Origin of the sequence: Rhizobium sp. Root1203, from assembly GCF_001424945.1 — a bacterium.
Lineage (GTDB): Bacteria > Pseudomonadota > Alphaproteobacteria > Rhizobiales > Rhizobiaceae > Rhizobium.
The window spans coordinates 131,020-148,672 of record NZ_LMCW01000056.1; the positions used below are offsets into that span (position 1 = coordinate 131,020).

16 protein-coding genes are annotated in these 17,653 nt (G+C 59.4%); 13 read left to right on the plus strand and 3 right to left on the minus strand.

What is annotated here, in order from left to right:
* Positions 1 to 40 precede the first annotated feature (40 nt).
* The 9 genes from ASC97_RS28795 to ASC97_RS28835 all read left to right on the plus strand — a co-directional run bounded on the left by ASC97_RS28795 (position 41) and on the right by ASC97_RS28835 (position 9,744).
* On the plus strand, positions 41 to 1,774 hold the full coding sequence (locus tag ASC97_RS28795; protein ID WP_057471745.1) for an SMP-30/gluconolactonase/LRE family protein: 1,734 nt from the start codon (positions 41 to 43) through the stop codon (positions 1,772 to 1,774).
* Positions 1,775 to 1,792: 18 nt separating this feature from the next.
* On the plus strand, positions 1,793 to 2,887 hold the full coding sequence (locus tag ASC97_RS28800) for an ABC transporter ATP-binding protein (RefSeq protein ID WP_057471746.1): 1,095 nt from the start codon (positions 1,793 to 1,795) through the stop codon (positions 2,885 to 2,887).
* Entirely contained in the window at positions 2,884 to 3,690 is an 807-nt protein-coding gene (locus tag ASC97_RS28805) for an SDR family NAD(P)-dependent oxidoreductase (RefSeq protein WP_057471747.1), read from the plus strand. The genes ASC97_RS28800 and ASC97_RS28805 overlap by 4 nt, the downstream gene beginning before the upstream one ends.
* Positions 3,691 to 3,770: 80 nt before the next feature.
* Positions 3,771 to 5,048, plus strand: a complete 1,278-nt coding sequence (locus tag ASC97_RS28810; protein ID WP_057471748.1) for an ABC transporter substrate-binding protein — start codon at positions 3,771 to 3,773, stop codon at positions 5,046 to 5,048.
* 59 nt (positions 5,049 to 5,107) lie between these two features.
* Entirely contained in the window at positions 5,108 to 6,040 is a 933-nt protein-coding gene (locus ASC97_RS28815) for a carbohydrate ABC transporter permease (protein ID WP_057471749.1), read from the plus strand.
* A gap of 1 nt (position 6,041) precedes the next feature.
* Positions 6,042 to 6,878 (plus strand): carbohydrate ABC transporter permease, encoded by an 837-nt coding sequence (locus tag ASC97_RS28820; protein WP_057471750.1) that lies wholly within the window; start codon positions 6,042 to 6,044, stop codon positions 6,876 to 6,878.
* Positions 6,875 to 7,786 (plus strand): dihydrodipicolinate synthase family protein, encoded by a 912-nt coding sequence (locus ASC97_RS28825; RefSeq protein ID WP_057471751.1) that lies wholly within the window; start codon positions 6,875 to 6,877, stop codon positions 7,784 to 7,786. The genes ASC97_RS28820 and ASC97_RS28825 overlap by 4 nt, the downstream gene beginning before the upstream one ends.
* A gap of 10 nt (positions 7,787 to 7,796) precedes the next feature.
* Positions 7,797 to 8,972 carry a mandelate racemase/muconate lactonizing enzyme family protein gene (locus tag ASC97_RS28830; protein ID WP_082530219.1) on the plus strand — a complete coding sequence of 392 codons (1,176 nt, stop codon included), beginning with the start codon at positions 7,797 to 7,799 and terminating at the stop codon, positions 8,970 to 8,972.
* Positions 8,973 to 9,132: 160 nt separating this feature from the next.
* Complete coding sequence (locus ASC97_RS28835) at positions 9,133 to 9,744, plus strand: DUF1349 domain-containing protein (protein WP_057471752.1); 612 nt, start codon at positions 9,133 to 9,135, stop codon at positions 9,742 to 9,744.
* A 42-nt stretch (positions 9,745 to 9,786) separates the two neighbouring features.
* Here the strand turns inward: ASC97_RS28835 and ASC97_RS28840 are convergent, their stop codons facing one another.
* Complete coding sequence (locus ASC97_RS28840; RefSeq protein ID WP_057471753.1) at positions 9,787 to 10,506, minus strand: FadR/GntR family transcriptional regulator; 720 nt, start codon at positions 10,504 to 10,506, stop codon at positions 9,787 to 9,789.
* 312 nt (positions 10,507 to 10,818) lie between these two features.
* Here ASC97_RS28840 and ASC97_RS28845 point away from each other — a divergent pair, with 312 nt between their 5' ends.
* From ASC97_RS28845 to ASC97_RS28860, 4 genes are all read left to right on the plus strand, one after another.
* Complete coding sequence (locus tag ASC97_RS28845; protein ID WP_057471754.1) at positions 10,819 to 11,802, plus strand: arabinose ABC transporter substrate-binding protein; 984 nt, start codon at positions 10,819 to 10,821, stop codon at positions 11,800 to 11,802.
* 66 nt (positions 11,803 to 11,868) lie between these two features.
* Positions 11,869 to 13,374, plus strand: a complete 1,506-nt coding sequence (gene araG / locus ASC97_RS28850) for an L-arabinose ABC transporter ATP-binding protein AraG (RefSeq protein ID WP_057471755.1) — start codon at positions 11,869 to 11,871, stop codon at positions 13,372 to 13,374.
* Between the two features lie 15 nt (positions 13,375 to 13,389).
* Positions 13,390 to 14,340: an L-arabinose ABC transporter permease AraH gene (gene araH / locus ASC97_RS28855; RefSeq protein ID WP_057471756.1), complete on the plus strand. Its 951-nt coding sequence runs from the start codon at positions 13,390 to 13,392 to the stop codon at positions 14,338 to 14,340.
* Positions 14,341 to 14,547: 207 nt separating this feature from the next.
* Complete coding sequence (locus tag ASC97_RS28860; RefSeq protein WP_057471757.1) at positions 14,548 to 15,324, plus strand: SDR family oxidoreductase; 777 nt, start codon at positions 14,548 to 14,550, stop codon at positions 15,322 to 15,324.
* Between the two features lie 64 nt (positions 15,325 to 15,388).
* Here the strand turns inward: ASC97_RS28860 and ASC97_RS28865 are convergent, their stop codons facing one another.
* Together ASC97_RS28865 and ASC97_RS28870 are read right to left on the minus strand one after the other, a co-directional pair.
* Positions 15,389 to 16,396, minus strand: coding sequence for a porin (locus ASC97_RS28865; protein WP_057471758.1), 1,008 nt, complete (start codon positions 16,394 to 16,396; stop codon positions 15,389 to 15,391).
* A 504-nt stretch (positions 16,397 to 16,900) separates the two neighbouring features.
* Positions 16,901 to 17,593 (minus strand): FadR/GntR family transcriptional regulator, encoded by a 693-nt coding sequence (locus tag ASC97_RS28870; RefSeq protein ID WP_057471759.1) that lies wholly within the window; start codon positions 17,591 to 17,593, stop codon positions 16,901 to 16,903.
* Between the last annotated feature and the right edge of the window lie 60 nt (positions 17,594 to 17,653).

A 17,653-nucleotide genomic window follows, 5' to 3' on the forward strand; every position in this document is an offset into this window, starting at 1 on the left:
TTGGTCAAGGGAGGCGACATTTTCGCTGCAGGGAGAGAGAATGACCAAGGCCCAATTGAGCATCGATGCGACGGACCGGGACGCTGCAGGAGCGGACGTCCACGGTGTTCCTGGCGTCCAGGCGTTGACCCGCGGGGTCCAGATCATCGAGGCGATTTCCGCCGAGCCGCGCGGCCTTCGTTTCACGGACCTTCTGGACCAGACGCAGTTGCCGAAGGGCACATTGCATCGCCTGCTGCAGGCGCTTGTCGAGGAGCGTCTTCTCGGTTTCGACAGTCGGAACCAAGTATACCGCCTTGCGCCGAGGCTCTTCCAGTGGGCTCACACGGTCTGGGACAATTTCGACCTTCGCGGCGCCGCCGAGCCAGAGCTTGAGCGCTTGCGCGACATGACCGGCGAGGCAATTCGCCTCGGGGTCCTTGACGGACCAATGGTGCTCTACATCGATCAGCGCGAAGTGCCGCAACCGCTGCGGCTGAACAATGGTGTGGGTGGCCGCGCTGCGCCGCATGCAAGCGGGATCGGAAAGGCAATTCTTGCCCATCTTTCGCTGGAAAAGCGTCGGGCACTCTTTGCCGACATCGAGTTGGAGCGGCTTACACCCAGCACCATCATCAATGCGGAGGAGCTGCAACACCAGCTCGACCTGACCAAGGCGCGCGGTTACGCCATCTCGGTTGACGAGCAGAACGCCGGCATTTCATCGGTCGCAGCCCCGGTCCTCAACCATCGGGGCGAGCCTATCGGCGCTATCGGCATCATCGGGCCGTCCTTCCGGCTTCCTGTGGACCGCCTGCACGCACTTGGCCGCGACGTGATCGAGGCTGCACGTCGCACATCGGGTAATTTCGGAGAATTCGCAATGTCGCTTGCCGTTAAGCCGCGTCCACTCGGACCTGATCGCGCCGATGTCCGCTGCGTCATTCCGGCCAGCGCCTTCCTGGGCGAGGGGCCGCATTGGTCTCAGGAGGATGGCAAGCTCTACTTCGTCGATATCTTGGCGCCTGCGGTCTATACCGGCGATACGATCAAGGGCACGTACAAAGCGATGCAGGTGCCGGAACTAATCGGCTTTGTCATTCCCCGCAAGCGAGGCGGCTTCATCGCAGCGATGCACGGTGAAATCCGAGGGCTGGACCTTGCGTCGGGCGCGCTCACGACGATCGCCAAGCCTGAGGCCGATCGGCCGGGCAATCGTTTCAACGATGGCAAGTGTGATCGTGCCGGGCGTCTTTGGGCCGGCACTCTGGCCATCGATACCGCACCGGACCAGGGGCGCCTGTGGCGTATTGATACTGACGGTCGCACCCGCGAGATGGATCGTGGTTTCCACGTATCGAACGGCCTCGGCTGGAGCCCGGACGACAAGATCTTTTACTTTACCGACACTGCAAAGCAGACGATCTATGCCTACGATTTCGATCTGGAGAGCGGCGCGATCAGCAATCGAAGGGTGTTTGTCACAGTGCCGGAGGCCGAAGGCAAGCCGGATGGCTTGACGGTCGATTCCGACGGTTTCGTCTGGGTTGCACACTGGGATGGCTGGTGCGTCACCAGATACGACCCCGAAGGCAAGGTAGAGCGCGTGATCAACCTGCCGATCCCGCGTCCGACCAGCTGCGTCTTCGGCGGTCCCAACATGCAGACATTGTTCGTAACATCGGCTCGCATCCGGCTGTCGGCTGCTCAGCTTGCCGACGCGCCGTTGTCCGGGAGCGTTTTTGCGATCGAGACCGGCATCAAGGGCCTGCCGGACGCTATGTTCGGCGGTTGAAATCGGGAGGAGGATTGGATGGCAAAACTCGAACTCAGCGGGATTAGAAAAACCTTCGGCAGCGTTGAGGTGCTCAAGGGAATTGATCTCACTGTCGATGATGGCGAGTTTGTCGCTTTTGTCGGTCCGTCGGGCTGCGGAAAGTCGACACTTTTGAGGCTGATCTGCGGGTTGGATGAAATCAGTGCCGGCCAGATGGCCATTGACGGGCAGCTCGTCAACGACGTGCCGCCGGCCAAACGCGGCATCGCCATGGTGTTCCAATCGTATGCGCTCTATCCGCATATGACGGTGGCCGACAATATGGGCTATGCGCTTCGACTGGCAGGGACTCCGAAGGAAGAAATCGTGAGCCGCGTTGCAGCCGCTGCAAAGGTTCTGCGGATCGACGACTATCTTCAGCGCAAGCCGCGCCAGCTCTCCGGGGGGCAACGCCAGCGCGTCGCGATTGGGCGGGCCATCGTACGCGAGCCGAAGATTTTCCTGTTCGACGAGCCGCTATCCAATCTCGACGCCGCGTTGCGCGTTGAGATGCGTATCGAGATCGCCCGGATGAAGGAAGAACTCGGCACGACGATGGTCTATGTCACCCATGATCAGATCGAAGCCATGACCCTCGCCGACAAGATTGTCGTTCTCAATGCGGGAAAGGTCGAGCAGATCGGCTCGCCGCTCGATCTCTACAACAAGCCGCTCAATCGCTTCGTCGCCGGCTTCATCGGCAGCCCGAGGATGAACTTCCTCAAGGCAGGCAGCCGAAAGGGCGACGGCATCTATCCTGTCTCCGGAGGCGAGGTGCGGCTGCCGCCAAACCTCAAGGAGGAACCGGCGGAAATCGGCATTCGACCGGAACATGTGTCGCTGACAGCGCGCGGTGCCCCCGACACGCTCGCCGGCAAGGTGACGATGACGGAACATCTCGGCAGTGACACCTACGCCTACGTCGCGCTCGATGGCGCGCAGGAAATGCTGGTCGTGCGTCTTTCCGGTGAAAAGGCAATCAAGCGCAATGAACCGATCGGCGTCCAGGTTGATCCTTCCATGCTGCATGTTTTCTCCGCGGGCGGCCTTTCACTGGCGTCGGCGCGTCCGGTCGCACTGGTGGCCGCATGACCGTTCATCCCGAACTCATCGCCAGGGTGGACGTCGAAGGTGCACGCTACCCGACCCTCATGGATAAAGGCATCATCATAACCGGCGGCGGTTCCGGCATCGGCGCCTCGCTGGTCGAGCACTTCGCGGATCAGGGCGCAAAGGTGGGCTTCATCGAGCGGGACGCAGGGGCAGCCGCCCAGAATGCCGAAGACGTAGCCCGCAGGACGGGCAACCGTCCGTCCTACAGAGTTGCGGATCTTCGCGATATCGAGGCGTTGCGGCAATGCATCACTGAACTTGCCGAGGAGGTCGGACCTGTCCGCATCCTTGTCAACAATGCAGGCAATGACGACCGCATGCCGCTTGAAGAGGTGACGCCCAACTACTGGGACGATCGTTTTGCGACCAACCTGCGCCACCAGTTCTTTGCCGCCCAGTCGGTCATCGGCGGCATGGCGAAATCGGGCGGCGGTTCCATCATCAACATGGGGTCGATTTCCTGGATGCGCGGTGCCCCGGGGCTGATTTTCTATACCGCGGCGAAGTCGGCCGTCATGGGCATGACCAAATCGCTCGCACGCGAGGTCGGTGACCGCAATATCCGCGTAAATTCCATCGCTCCCGGCTGGGTGCTGACGGAGCGTCAGGTGGAGCGCGCCAAACGCATCTACCAAGGCAAGTTCACGGAATATCTCGAAGCGCAGTGCATCAAGGAGCACCTGCTGCCGCCCGATATCGCTCGAATGGCCTTGTGGCTGGCGGCGGACGACTCACGGCTGGTAACGGCGCAAACCTTCATCGTCGACGGAGGCGTTGTCTGAAAGCAAGCGGGCCGGCACTCGCCGCATATCCTTTTTCGGATTGAAACAGAGTTCCATAATTGTTCTTTTGGGAGGAACCAGTGAACAAATTTGCAAAAATGGTGAGTGTCGCGGCCCTGGCCGTGGGCGGTACACTGGCAGCGGGAGCCGTTCAGGCCGCGGATGTCAGTTTCATGAGCTTCACCTACGCGGAGGAGGCAAATACAAAGACGGTTCAAGGCGTGCTCGACGCATTTAAGACGGCTGACGGTTTGACGGTGGAACCGCTTGGCTTTGCCTGGGGCGATATGCAGAAGAACATCTTTCTGCGTGCACGCTCGAAATCCTTGCCGGACATTGCGCAGCTTTCCGAACGCTGGCTGCCGACCTTTGTCAGCCTCGACACGCTCGTTGATCTCAACACGGTCTACGGCAAGGAAAAGCTGGAAGCAGCCTTCGCGCCGGATGCGCTTGCCATGGGCAACATCGATGGCAAGCAATATGCGCTGCCGCTGATATCGGGCACGATCGGCATGGTTGCCAACAAGGAGGTGCTGGAGAAGGCCGGCGTCTCCAAGGCGCCCGAAACGCTGCAGGAATTCAAGGACGCGCTGGTCGCTGTCCGCGACAAGGTTCCGAACTCCGTGCCTTATACCATGGCAACGAAGAACAACGGCTCGATTCTCATCGACTTCATGTTGTGGAACTGGGTGCATGGCGGCCGGATCATCAACGATGAGGGCAAGGTGGTCGTCGACAGCGATGCCGGACGCGCCGCGCTGCAGTTCATGGTCGATCTGGTGAAGGATCGGCTGGCCGCGCCCGAAATCGATCGCCCGGACTCTCGCCGCCTGATGGCACAGGGCGCTTCGGCCTTCTATTTCGATGCACCGCAGACCCGCACCTTCCTGCGTGACTTTTCCGGCAAGGGCGTCGACTTCGACAAGAACGTCTTGCCGATGACCACGCCGGTACTAAAGCAGGGCGACAAGCCGGTTTCGGTTCAATGGGGGCACCTCCTCGTGCAATTTGCGCCGGGCGCCACCGCTGCATCCGATGCTCCGGCCGACAAATTCCTTGCCTATCTGACCTCGGACGTGGTGCAGACCGACTATCCGTTGAAGATGAGTGCGCTGCCCGTCACCAAATCCGCACGCGAAGCGGTTTCAGGTGACGCCTATCTGGCCGCCTGGTCGAAGGCGACAGGCGACGCACGTCGCAACGAAGTCGGGATCTGGTCAAACGCCGCGGAGCTGACGCAGATCGTTGGGGAAGAGGCGCAGGCCGCCATGCTCGGACAGAAGAGCGCCGATGACGCCATCAAGACCATGCAAGGCCGCCTGACCGAGTCGATGGCGAGCGCCAAGAAGGCAAACTGATCTCCATCCCCCGGTCGGGCGAAACCGGCCGGAGCCATCCTCTCAAGGACGATTTCACCATGGCCGCCATCGACAGCGACATCAGGCAATATCCCGTCTCGCCATATGCGAACCGCCGCGGCTTGAAAGCCGGGCAGAACCGCGTGGGTCTGCTGCTGCTCCTGCCCGCAGCCGTGGCCTTTGCGGCGGTCATCCTCTATCCCTTTCTGCAGGCTCTAGGTCTCTCGCTCTTCGAATACACGATCGAGATGATGTCGCCGCGGTTCATCGGACTGGAGAATTTCGCCAAGATCGCGGCGTCGCCCGACGTGTGGGCCGCCTTCGTTACGACAGCCATCTATGTGGTGTTGACCACAACGGGCACGCTGGTCATGGGTCTCGGCTGGGCCTTGATCATGAACCAGCCCTTCCGGGGCAGGGGCGCGTTGCGATCGCTGTCATTGTTGCCGTGGGTGTTGCCGTCGACCGTCAGCGCCTTCATCTGGAGCTGGATCTTCAATGCCCGTTACGGCGTTCTCAACGCCTTGCTGATGGAGATCGGTCTTATCGACGTTCCGCAGGCCTGGCTGTCAACGCCGCAGGGGGCGATGCTTGCGGTCGTGCTCACCAAGATCTGGTTGTCGATCCCGCTCTTCATGGCGTTTTTCCTGGCCGGATTGCAGAACCTCGACCGCGAGCAGGTCGACGCTGCCCGCGTCGATGGTGCGGGCAACTGGGCGGTGTTTCGCGATCACATCCTGCCGCACCTGCGCCCGGTCCTGATCATCGTCGTGGTGCTTGGCGTGATCGGCAATCTGCAGCAGTTCGATACGATCTATGCGCTGACCGGCGGCGGCCCGGTGCGTGCGACAACGGTCCTTTCCGTCGAGGTCTATCGCCGTGCCTTCGAGCAATGGGATATCGGCTTTGCGTCCGCGATCGGCGTTCTCTGGGTTGCAACCCTATTGCCCCCCGCATTTCTCTATCTGCGCATGCTCGTGAAAGGAAACTGACATGTTTGACCTTTCAAGCCGTCAGGCCAAGACGGGGTTCGTCCTTGCCCTGCTTTTCATCGGCTTCTTCCTGTTCTTCCCACTCTATTGGCTGGTGATCTCGTCGCTTAAGGGCAACGCTGAACTCTACCGCGTCGTGCCGACACCGATACCCACCATGCCGACACTCGAGCACTTCATCACGGCGTTGACGAAAGGCAAGTTGCCGATGTACCTGATGAACAGCCTGATCACGTCGGGCGCCAGCGCCTGCCTGGTGACGGTTCTTGCACTTTATGCCGGCTTCAGTTTCGCCAAGTACCGGTATTTCGGCCGCCAGCCTGTCATGCTCTTCATGCTGTCTGCGCAGATGTTCCCGTTCGGCCTTCTGCTGATCTCGATCTATCCGTTGATGGGGCAGCTGAACCTGCTCGATACGCGCCTAGGCCTAATTCTCAGCTACATCGTTTTCGCGCTGCCGGTCTCCACCTACATGCTCTACAGCTATTTCTCGCAGGTTCCCGACGAGCTCATCGATGCGGCGCGTGCCGATGGCGCAAGCGACCTTCGCATCTTCCACACCATCGTCATTCCGATTTCGGTGCCTCCTATCGTGACGGTGTTCCTCTATTCGTTCATGTGGTCCTGGAACGACCTGCTCTACTCGATGACCATCATCGCCTCGGACGACAAACGCACCATCGGGCCGGGTCTCCTTCTCACCTACCTGAACGAGGTCAATTCCGACTGGGGAGGCGCCATGGCAGGGTCCCTCATCGCTTCGGTGCCTATCGTCCTCGCCTTCATGTTCCTTCAACGCTATTTCATTCAGGGCGTCACCGCCGGAGCTGTCAAATGACCAAGAAACTTGCCGGGGCGTTTCCGGTGCTTCCAACCCCCTTTCGCCATGACGGCGCGATCGACGAGAGCGACTTCTTCGCGATCATCGATTTCGCGATCGGAAGCGGAGCCGATGGCGTCGTCTATCCGGGCGTTGCCAGCGAAGTGGACACGTTGACGCCGGAAGAGCGTCGTCGCCAGGTGGCACTTCTCGCAGAGCGCGTCGCCGGCCGCATACCGATCGTCATCGGCGCCAGCGATCCGGATCCGAAGGCCTCCGCGCAGCACATCGCGCAGGCCGCCGAAATCGGCGCCGCCGCCGCCATGGTCATGGCGCCCTTCCATCTCGGCAACGACATCGCCGCGCAGACGGCCTATTTCAAGCAGGTATCGGACGGTGCCGGCGTACCTATCATGCTGCAGAACCAGCCGAAACCCATCGGCGCCGGGCTAACGCCGGAGGAGGTGGCCGATGTCGCCAAGGCGGTGCCCGCGATCCGTTACATCAAGGAAGAGACGCCACCCTGCGGCCAGCACCTCACGCGCATAAAGGCTGCAACAAACGGCTCAGTCGATGCAATCTTCGGCGGCGCCGGCGGACGCTACATCACCGACGAACTGGCGCGAGGGGCAGCGGGTACCATGCCGGCGGCAGAGTTGGCCGACATCCATGCAGCGCTCATCCATGCCTGGCAATCGGGCGACGTCAGGACAGCGCGCAAGCTCTATGTGGCTTCCCTGCCGCTGCTGAACTTCCAGGCGATCTTTCGCATGCACATGACAAAGGAAGTCCTGCGCCGGCGCGGGGTCATCAAGAACGTCTTCGTGCGCGGCAAGGGACCGAAGTTCGACGACGGCGACCGCGCCGAACTTGCGCTGCTTCTCGCCGAAGCCGACTTGCCCTACAAACATTTCGTTCCGAATTGAGGCGACACGCATGGGTCAAAACATCGTCGATGCGATCGTCTCGGTCGAAACCTTCATCATTTCGATCCCGCGCGAGGTGCCCTATCTCGGGCCACTCAAGCAAGGGGAGGTGATCAACGAGCGTGGCTATCTGGTGCGCAAGGGCAACCGGACGATCTATCCGTCGACGGACATGACACTACTCGTCAAGGTGAGCGGTGAAAGTGGCAGGGTCGGTTGGGGCGAATGCTACGGGATCGTTGCCCCGGAAGCGACGAAGGCGATCATCGACGACGTCGTCGGCCCCGTCATCCTCGGCCGCGACCCTGGCGATGCCGTCGTTATCCACGAGGATCTTTATGACCTGATGCGCGTGCGGGGCTTCTTCGGCGGCTATTATCTCGATGCGCTCGCGGGTGTCGACATCGCGCTCTGGGATCTGACCGGCAAGAATCTGGGCGTGCCCGTATCGACGCTGCTCGGCGGCCGCCGGCATGACAGACTTCCAGCCTATGTGTCAGGATTACCGCGTGCCACCATCAAGGAGCGTTGTGATCTGGCAGTCGAATGGATCGGCAAGGGATACAAGGGCATAAAGTTCGCAGCCGCCGTCTCCGATGAAGGCATCGTCAACGAAATGGCGGCGCTGCGCGAGGCGGTCGGGCCGGATATCGACCTCATGGTCGATCTGCACTGGAAATTCGAAGCCGCTGAAGCCATCCGGCTTGTCAGACGGCTCGAGCCTTACAACCTGTATTTCGCGGAGGCTCCGTGCCAGCCGGAGAATCTCGAGGGGCAGGTGCGTGTGGCGAGGGGTATCGGCGTCCCCCTGGCGCTCGGCGAGGAGCTTCGCACCGCTTACGAATACAGGCCGCGCTTTGAAGCAAGAGCCATGAGTATCGTCCAGCCGGAGATCGGCCACTCCGGCATCAGCGAATTCATTCAGATCGGCCGGATGGCGCAGGCGTTCCACATGAACGTCATTCCGCACGCTTCGATCAGCATCGGCATCTTCATGGCCGCGAGCCTTCAGGCCGCATCGGCGCTTCAAAACGTTCCCTATCACGAATATCAGCATTCCGTTTTTGACCGGAATCTCGATTTCGTCACCGGGGACATGGGATGCCGCGAGGGCTGCTACACGGTGCCGACCGGAGTTGGAATCGGCGTCGAGCCGCACGAGCGCATCTTCGAGTATGTGAAGTAGATGCTTGCGCGATTTTCAGCAGTGACAGGACCAGGGCAATTGTCGTTGCCAACCGAAGCGTGTACGGGTGAATTCGTGTTTCGTACCGCTATACAGCTCAGAGGCAACCACTCGCTGATCGGGACCCTCTTCAGGCATCCAAGCCAACAAGGAATATTCCATGCACGCGCCGGCCGAACTGAACCCTTATTTCAAGGGCAGAGAAATTCGACTTCAAAACAGGGAGAGCGGGACGGCCGGATCCGACGGCATTTTGACGATCGAAGCAAAGTCTCGCACGAACTACTTTGTAAATCCTGATGACGAGCCAGCGGAGTTGAATGCGCCGTTCCTCGAGTTCGACGTTCCCGACCGGATTTTCACGCTGCAAGCCAGAGTAAGAGCACCGCTTCGTTCGATGTATGACGCCGGCGGATTGATCGTCAGGGCAGGGGCGTCGTGGGCCAAACTGGTCGTGGAATTGTCGCCTTTTGAAAAGCCGACCATCGTTTCCGTCGTCACGAAGGGGACCTCCGACGACAGCAATGGCGAGGAGGTTGCCGACGATTGGATATTCCTTCGACTGCATCGCAACCACAGTGTCTACGCGTTCCATTGGTCGCTTGACGGGAAAGTTTGGAAGCTCGCGAGGTACTTCGGCCTCGGGTTGCCGGATGAGCAGGTTTCCATGGGCATGATCGCTCAAGCGCCCATGGGGCCGCCAATCCTCGTCGCGTTCGACGGGATCGAGCTTGTCGGCGGGGTCCCTCTCGATGTGCGAAATGGCAGTTAGCCTCCAGCGCATCCAGGATCGGCCGCGCTTTCACGAAAGCGGCTACTGAAGCGCTTGCACGTCGTTGAGCAAGTTCATCATATGGGCTCGCGCCGTTTCCGGTTCGCGTTGGGCGATGGCCTCGTAGACATCCTGGTGACGCCTGATCCAATGATCGTCGTCACGCGTCTTGTTGACGATATCGATGGTGAACACCTGTCGAAGTGCCGTGGAAATTAAGGCTCCAAGTGCCTGAAACAACGTATTTCCGGTCGCCGTCAGGATCGCCTTGTGAAATGCGAGGTCGTGTTCGAGAATTTCTTCCGAGTTCGAGGCGAGTGCCATGCCGAGGAGCGCGTGCTTCATGCGCTGGTGATCCTGTGGGCTTGAACGCCGTGCCGCAAGTTCGGCGGCGCTCGGCTCAAAGTAGGCCCGGAGTTCATGAAGGTCCTGCCGAGCCTTGCTGTTGTGCTGGGGGCTGTCCAGTCGCCATTCGAGGACCTGCGGATCAAGAAGGTGCCAGGAACTGAGCGGCATTACGCGTGTCCCGCTTCTCGGTATGCTTTCCAGAATACCCTTTGCGGACAGGATTTTGACGGCCTCCCGGATAACGGTTCGAGACGTTCCAAATTCGTCGCAAAGAACCTGCTCGGGCCCAATCAACGAGCCGGGAGCTGTCTCTCCGCTGACGATGCGCCGCCCCAGGGCGTCCACCACGACGTCATGAAAACGTTCACGGTGGGAGCTCTCGTCATCACGGGCCACATCTTCAGTCTTTTTCATTTCGGATTCCCCATCGCCGCCGCCTTACGCTCTAAAGGGCTATAGGCAGGGGTTCAAGATGTCGAAACGCTCATAAATTCGCGCAGACAGGGAATTCGCCGTCTCAAAACATCAGAAATACCGAACAGCATGTCCAGAAATGGAGGAAGGAACCGGACAGAAGCGACAGCTTGGAGACCATGGCCGGCATCGAAAATGCATAGCTAATAACCAAATTAATCATCATACAATAACTTGACTGATGAGATGAAATGCCATAGTCGAATTGACGTGACCTGGGAGGCAGGTCGATTGGCTTTTTGGGAGAAAAGAATGCGTGTATTCAAAGCAGCGATTCTTGCTGGCGCGCTTGCCGCCATGGCGGCAGGATCAGCGTTTGCTGAGGAAGTGAAGATCGGCTTCATCGTCAAGCAACCGGAGGAACCTTGGTTTCAGGACGAATGGAAGTTCGCGGATCAGGCAGGCAAGGAAAAGGGCTTTACCGTCGTCAAGATCGGCGCCGAAGACGGCGAGAAGGTGCAGTCTGCTATCGACAATCTAGGCGCGCAGGGCGTACAGGGCTTCATCGTTTGCACGCCCGATGTGAAGCTCGGACCCGGTATCGTTGCAAAGGCCGCAGCCAATCAGCTGAAGCTAATGACGGTTGATGACCGCCTCGTCGGCGCCGATGGCAAGCCGCTTGAAGATGTGCCTCACATGGGCATCTCAGCCACCAAGATCGGTGAGACCGTTGGACAGGCGATTGCCGATGAAATCAAAAAGCGGGGCTGGGACATGAAGAATGTCGGCGCGATCCGCGTCTCCTACGATCAGCTGCCGACGGCTGTCGATCGTGTCGACGGTGCGATCGCGGCGCTGACGGCTGCCGGCTTCCCGGCTGCCAACATTTACGACGCCCCGCAGGCGAAGACCGACACCGAAGCCGCGCTCAACGCCGCGACGACGGTTCTCAACAAGCATTCGGATGTTAAATACTGGGTCGCGTTCGGCCTGAACGACGAGGCAGCCCTTGGTGCCGTCCGGGCTTCCGAGAGTGTTGGAATTCCTGCAGACAACGTGATCGCCATCGGTATCGGCGGCGCGGAGTCGGCAATCAACGAGTTCAAGAAGCCGTCTGCGACGGGCTTCTTCGGCTCCGTGATCATCTCGCCGAAGCGTCACGGCTACGAAACCGCGCTCAACATGTATGACTGGATTGCCAACGACAAGGCGCCGGAAAAGCTGATCCTGACTTCGGGTTCGCTGGCGCTGCGCGGCGATTACGAGAAGGTTCGCAAGGACCTCGGAATTCAGTAAACATTTCCAGGATCATCTCACCCGGCGGCGCGCAACGTGCCGCCGGGTTTTCTCGGCGGAGTGATGATGGCTTTCCTCGAATTTAATGGCATTTCAAAAGGTTATCCTGGGGTCCAGGCGCTTTCAGACATTTCTTTCAGTGTCGAGAAGGGGGCCGTCCATGGGCTGATGGGCGAGAATGGCGCCGGCAAATCCACTCTTATCCGAATTCTCTCGGGCGACCAGGCAGCCGACAGCGGCGGCATCGTCATTGGTGGAGAGGAGCAGAAATATGGGTCGGTGCGCGATGCCTTCCATTCAGGCGTCGTCGTCATTCACCAAGAATTGCAGCTTGTGCCCGAGCTCACTGTTGCCGAAAACCTGTGGCTTGGCCGGTTCCCCGCCAAAGGCGGCATCATCAACGGAAAGGTGCTGATCGAAACCGTCAAAGCCAAGCTCGACGAAATCGGCATCGACGTTGATCCATCCGCAAAAGTCGCTTCTCTTTCCATCGGTGCGAGACAGATGGTCGAGATTGCCAAGGCGGTGATGCTCGACGCGCGCGTGATCGCGCTCGACGAACCGACCTCTTCGCTATCCTCCCGCGAAAGCGAGATCCTGTTTTCCCTGATCGGGATGCTGAAGGCCAAGGGAACGGTCATCCTCTACGTCTCCCACCGCCTCGATGAGATCTTCCGTCTCTGTGACAGCCTGACGGTGCTGCGCGACGGCAAGCTTGCCGCCCACCACGACCGGATCGCGGAGACGACGCGAGAGCAGATCATCTCCGAGATGGTCGGTCGCGAGATCGCCAACATATGGGGCTGGCGCGAGCGCCCGCTTGGCGACGTACGTTTGGACGTCAAGAACCTTTCCGGCTCAAGACTGACCAATCCCATAAGTTTCTCCGTCCGCAAGGGGGAAATCCTCGGCTTCTTCGGCCTTATCGGGGCCGGGCGAAGCGAAATGGCACGACTTCTCTATGGCGCCGATCACCGCCATCAGGGAACCGTCTCGATTGACGGTGTCGCCGTGGCTCCCAACAATCCAAAAGCGGCAATCAATGCAGGGATGGTGCTTTGCCCCGAAGACCGCAAATTTGACGGGATCATTCAGGGTCGATCGATCGAGGAGAATATCGCCATTTCCTCGCGGCGCCATTTCTCGCCCTTCGGCGTTTTAAGCCTGAAGAAGGAGGCAGCGGTCGCAGATCAATTCATCGCCAAGCTGCGGGTGCGGACACCGTCACGCAAGCAGGACATCATCAATCTCTCCGGCGGCAACCAGCAAAAGGTCATTCTCGGCCGCTGGCTGTCCGAGCAGGGCGTCAAGGTTCTCGTTATCGACGAGCCTACGCGCGGGATCGATGTCGGCGCCAAATCCGAGATCTATGAAATCCTCTACGAGCTTGCTTCCGGCGGCATGGCGATCGTCGTCATATCGAGCGAGTTGCCGGAGGTCATGGGCATCTCCGACCGCATCATGGTCATGTGTCAGGGCAAGGTCGTGGCGAATGTCGCCCGCCCCGAATTCGACGAGCGCAGCATTCTGACGGCGGCGCTGCCGGACAGAAACGCTGCAGGCATACTCTAATCAGGAACTGTAGTGATGAACTCGTTGAAAAAAATCCTTCTCGGCGAACAAGGTCTGGTTGTGATCTTCGCCCTTGCATTCGTCGTCGTCTCGCTTCTGGTGCCGAACTTTCTGACTGAGCGCAATATGCTCGGCCTGCTGCAATCTGTCGTGACGATCGGTATCGTCTCCTGCACGATGATGTTCTGCCTTGCTTCCCGTGACTTTGACCTTTCCGTCGGTTCGACCGTCGCCTTCTCCGGAATGGTGGCTGTCATGGTCTCGAACGCCACGGGTTCTATTCCGCTCGGCCTGCTGGCCGCGATCGTCTGTGGCGGCCTTGTCGGGTTCGTCAACGGCGTCGTGATTGCCAAGTTCCGCATCAATGCTCTGATCACTACGCTCGCGACCATGCAGATCGTCCGTGGGCTGGCGTTGATCGCTTCGGATGGCCGCGCCGTTGGAATCAATGATCCCGCCTTTTATCAGCTGGCGCTGTCGCGGCTGCTGACGGTTCCGACACCAATCTGGATCATGATCATTCTGTTCATCGTTTTCGGCTTCATTCTCAACCGCACGGTGTTCGGAAAGAACACGCTTGCGATCGGCGGCAACCCGGAAGCATCGCGTCTTGCCGGCGTCAACGTCGTCAACATGCGTATCTGGATCTTCGCGCTTCAGGGCATCGTCTGCGGCATCGCCGGCATCCTGCTCGCGTCGCGCATCACGTCAGGCCAGCCGAATGCGGCCACTGGACTGGAGCTTTCGGTCATCTCTGCCTGCGTTCTCGGGGGCGTTTCCCTGGCGGGCGGTAGAGCGGCAATGACTGGCGTGATCGTCGGCGTGCTGATCATGGGTATTGCGGAAAACGTCATGAATCTCCTCAATATTCAGGCCTTCTATCAGTATGTCGTGCGTGGCCTCATCCTGCTGGTCGCCGTCCTCCTGGACAATCTACGATCAACCGCAGCTGGACGGCGCGGGTGATCGCGGCTCGCCGCAAGGACCGGATCGGGATCTCGTCGTCTCGGTATATCGTTGAGCAGTGCTCGCCCGGCAGCGGCGGGCATCTGTCAAGCGGCAACCAGCTACAGAATGTTGGTGGGTTAAAGCGGCTTGTACCGGTGAGATTCTGACGGGAAGGACAGCGATTTAGCTGTCGTAAACATGAGCGTTAGCAACGGAGAATTGAAGATGGCCAATCGGCTGATCGGCAAACGCATCCTGATCACTGGGGCGGCACAGGGCATTGGTCTTGCCATAGCAAAGGCCTGCATCGGGGAGGGAGCCCGCCTGTTCCTCGTGGACAGGGATGCTGCGCTTCTGAAAGACACCGCGGACGCCCTGCGAGCAGATGGTGCCAAACTCGGGAGCATGACTGCCGATATCACCGATGCGGGGGCTATCTCGACAGCCGTCAAGCGCGCGGGCGATGAAATCGGTTCGCTGAACGCGCTGATCAACAATGCCGGGGTCAACGTCTTCGCGGAGCCTTTGAAGTCGTCCGACGAAGACTGGGATCGTTGCTTCGACGTCAACGTTCGGGGAGCGTGGAATTGCTGCAAGGCTGTGCTGCCGGGAATGATCGAACAAGGCGGCGGCGCAATCCTCAATATTGCGTCGACGCATGCTTTCACCATCATCCCGCACACGTTTCCGTACCCGTTGGCAAAGCACGCACTTCTCGGCCTCACGAAGTCGCTGGGGATCGAATATGCATCGAAGAACATTCGCGTAAACGCTCTCGCTCCCGGCTATGTGCTGACGCAGAAAGCAACCGAATACTGGAACAGCTTTCCGGACCCGAAAGCGGCCGAGGCTGAGACCATGAAGCTACACCCTGCGGGGCGTATCGCCACTGCGGATGAGATTGCGATGGCTGCGGTTTTCATGATTTCCGATGAGTGCCGGTTCATGAATGCCGCCTGCCTTACGGTTGATGGAGGCCTTAGCGTCCAACAGCATCAGTAAGGACGGCATCCCTGGGAATCTGCGCCTGACACTATGTCAGGCGCAGATTGTCGCGCGGATGAGCTTAGAAAGCACGCTGCAGGCGGAAATAGCCGCTCGTCACGTCTGCCCCCGTATTTGGCTTGAGGTGCTGAACCGAAGCCTTGGCGTATAGGTTTTCGGCGATCTGATAGTCGATCGTCACGCCCGCCTTCCAGGCGTCGTTGTTGTCCACGAACTCAGCACCACTGACACCGTAGTTGCCGTAGTACTGAACGCCAGGGGTGATCTTGAGCTTGTCGGTGGCCTTGATCGCAAACTCCGCTGCGACCGCCCATTCAGCAGCGTTGTAGTAGGCGTTTGGACCGCTGGCATAGACGGCGCCAAGGCCGAAAGTGCCCGGACCGATTGCAACGGTTCCCAGGGCGCGCAGGGCGCCTTCTTCGTTGTCGGTGTCGTAGCCGGCGGTCACCTGGTAGGTGAAGCCATCTGCCTTGCCGCCGATGCCGCCGGCCACGCCAATGTTGTTCGCACTATTGCCATTGTAGTATTTGCTATCCTCAAGCTCATCGACACTGACACCGGCGAAGAAGCCATCAACCTCGTACTGATATCTGAGGGAGTTGTGCAGCGTCGGGCCAGATGCCAGGTCGTCGGTTTCACCAGACAGCCCCGCGTCCCACCAGCTGTAAAACAGTCCGGCGCGTATTCCGGCAATGTCGAGATAGGCGGAGTCGAGCTTAGCGACCTGGCTGTTTGCGTTGTCGGCGTTGGTCTGAAGCACCATGACACCGGTTAGCGGACCATACTCGGTATCGCTCTTGGCAGTAAACTGGACCTGGCCGCGTGTTATTGCATCCCAGTCCGAGGAGACATCCGTCGGGCCGCCATTCACCTGGAAGCGCACGTATCCTTCGATCTTAAGGCAGGTCTCAGTGCCCGGTATATAGAAATAGCCGGTTCCAAACGCGTCGCAAACGCGCACGTATTCGACCGCCTCTGGCTCAGCGGAAACGACAGCGTTGGCAGCGAGAGCGCCGGAAATCGGTGCAAAAGCGGCAATGGAACCGAGTAAAACAAACTTAAATTTCATTGGTTTGACCTCCCAACTATGAAAACGCGGCCGGTAGAAGGATCTGTTGTGATAGATCCCCGATACCCAGCCGAAGTTGCTATAGAGCTGCGACGCACATGCGCCTCGGCTCCGGTGGCAAGATCATTTTCTGGGGAGAGGTCAGCAACCTATCTAATGTGTCACATCTAATCTGGCGTATGGCTCTCCGGACAAAGTCAGCGGTGCCCACTTCCATTCCTGCCGCAAAGATGCACATGGAATCCGACAAGCAATGGGATGGACAGTCGGTCAAATTCGACGCTGTATGTGGTAGGGCGAAATCATCAATGCTGCCAACGACATAGCATGCCCGGTCGAAGCTGTGACACGCCGCAATGGTTGGGAAACCGAGCAGCGAACCAGACATCGGTGCAGGCGGAGGACCTGGCGGGTGATGGACAAGTGCCGGGCCGCATGCAGCTTAACGTTGAGTTTCACTTGCCCGATACCCCTTCTGATCAGGTAGGGCCACGGTGAAAACGGCTAATCGATAGGACAGTTTTCGAGGAACTGTGTGGTTTCGCCCAACAAAACCTGCATGTGTGTGCGCGCGGCCACAGCATCGCCGCGCTCTATAGCGCTTGCGAGTTGCTTGTGATTTTCAAGATTATCCGCAAAGGCTCCGACGGTATGCGGAAACACGGCGTCGAGAATCGATTCGATCGCGTGGCGCAGGCTCTGCAAGACAGGGTTTTGAGTGGCCTCCAGAATGGCGAGGTGAAACTCCTTGTCAGCCGCGACGGCTCGCCCCGGATGCGCTTGTTCAACCTCCATTCGGCCATAGGCTGCAACGATCGCCTTTCGCTGCTCGACGCTGGCTCGCGTCGCCGCGAGTGCCGCGGCTCCGGGTTCGATGATCTCCCGTGCTTCCGCGAAAGCGAGCAACTCGGCCTTCGCAATCCGTCCATCCGACAGCCAATCGATCAGCTCACCGTCGAGCCATGTCCACTGCTGACGCGGATTGACGCGCGTGCCGTGGCGCTGGCGGACCGTGACGAGGCCTTTGGCCGACAGCATCTTCATTGCCTCGCGGATCACCGTCCTGCTTACAGAGAATTCCTGCTCCAGTTCGGTTTCCGACGGCAGCAGTGCACCGGGTGCGAGTTGGCCGCTCGCAACTCGGATGCCAAGCGCCTGGACCACTGTTTTCGTTCGGTTCGGCTTCCCGCTCTTCATATCGTTCCCTGTGGCTTCCGCTCGTGCGCTCTCACACGTTCTTCACGAATGGCAATAAAA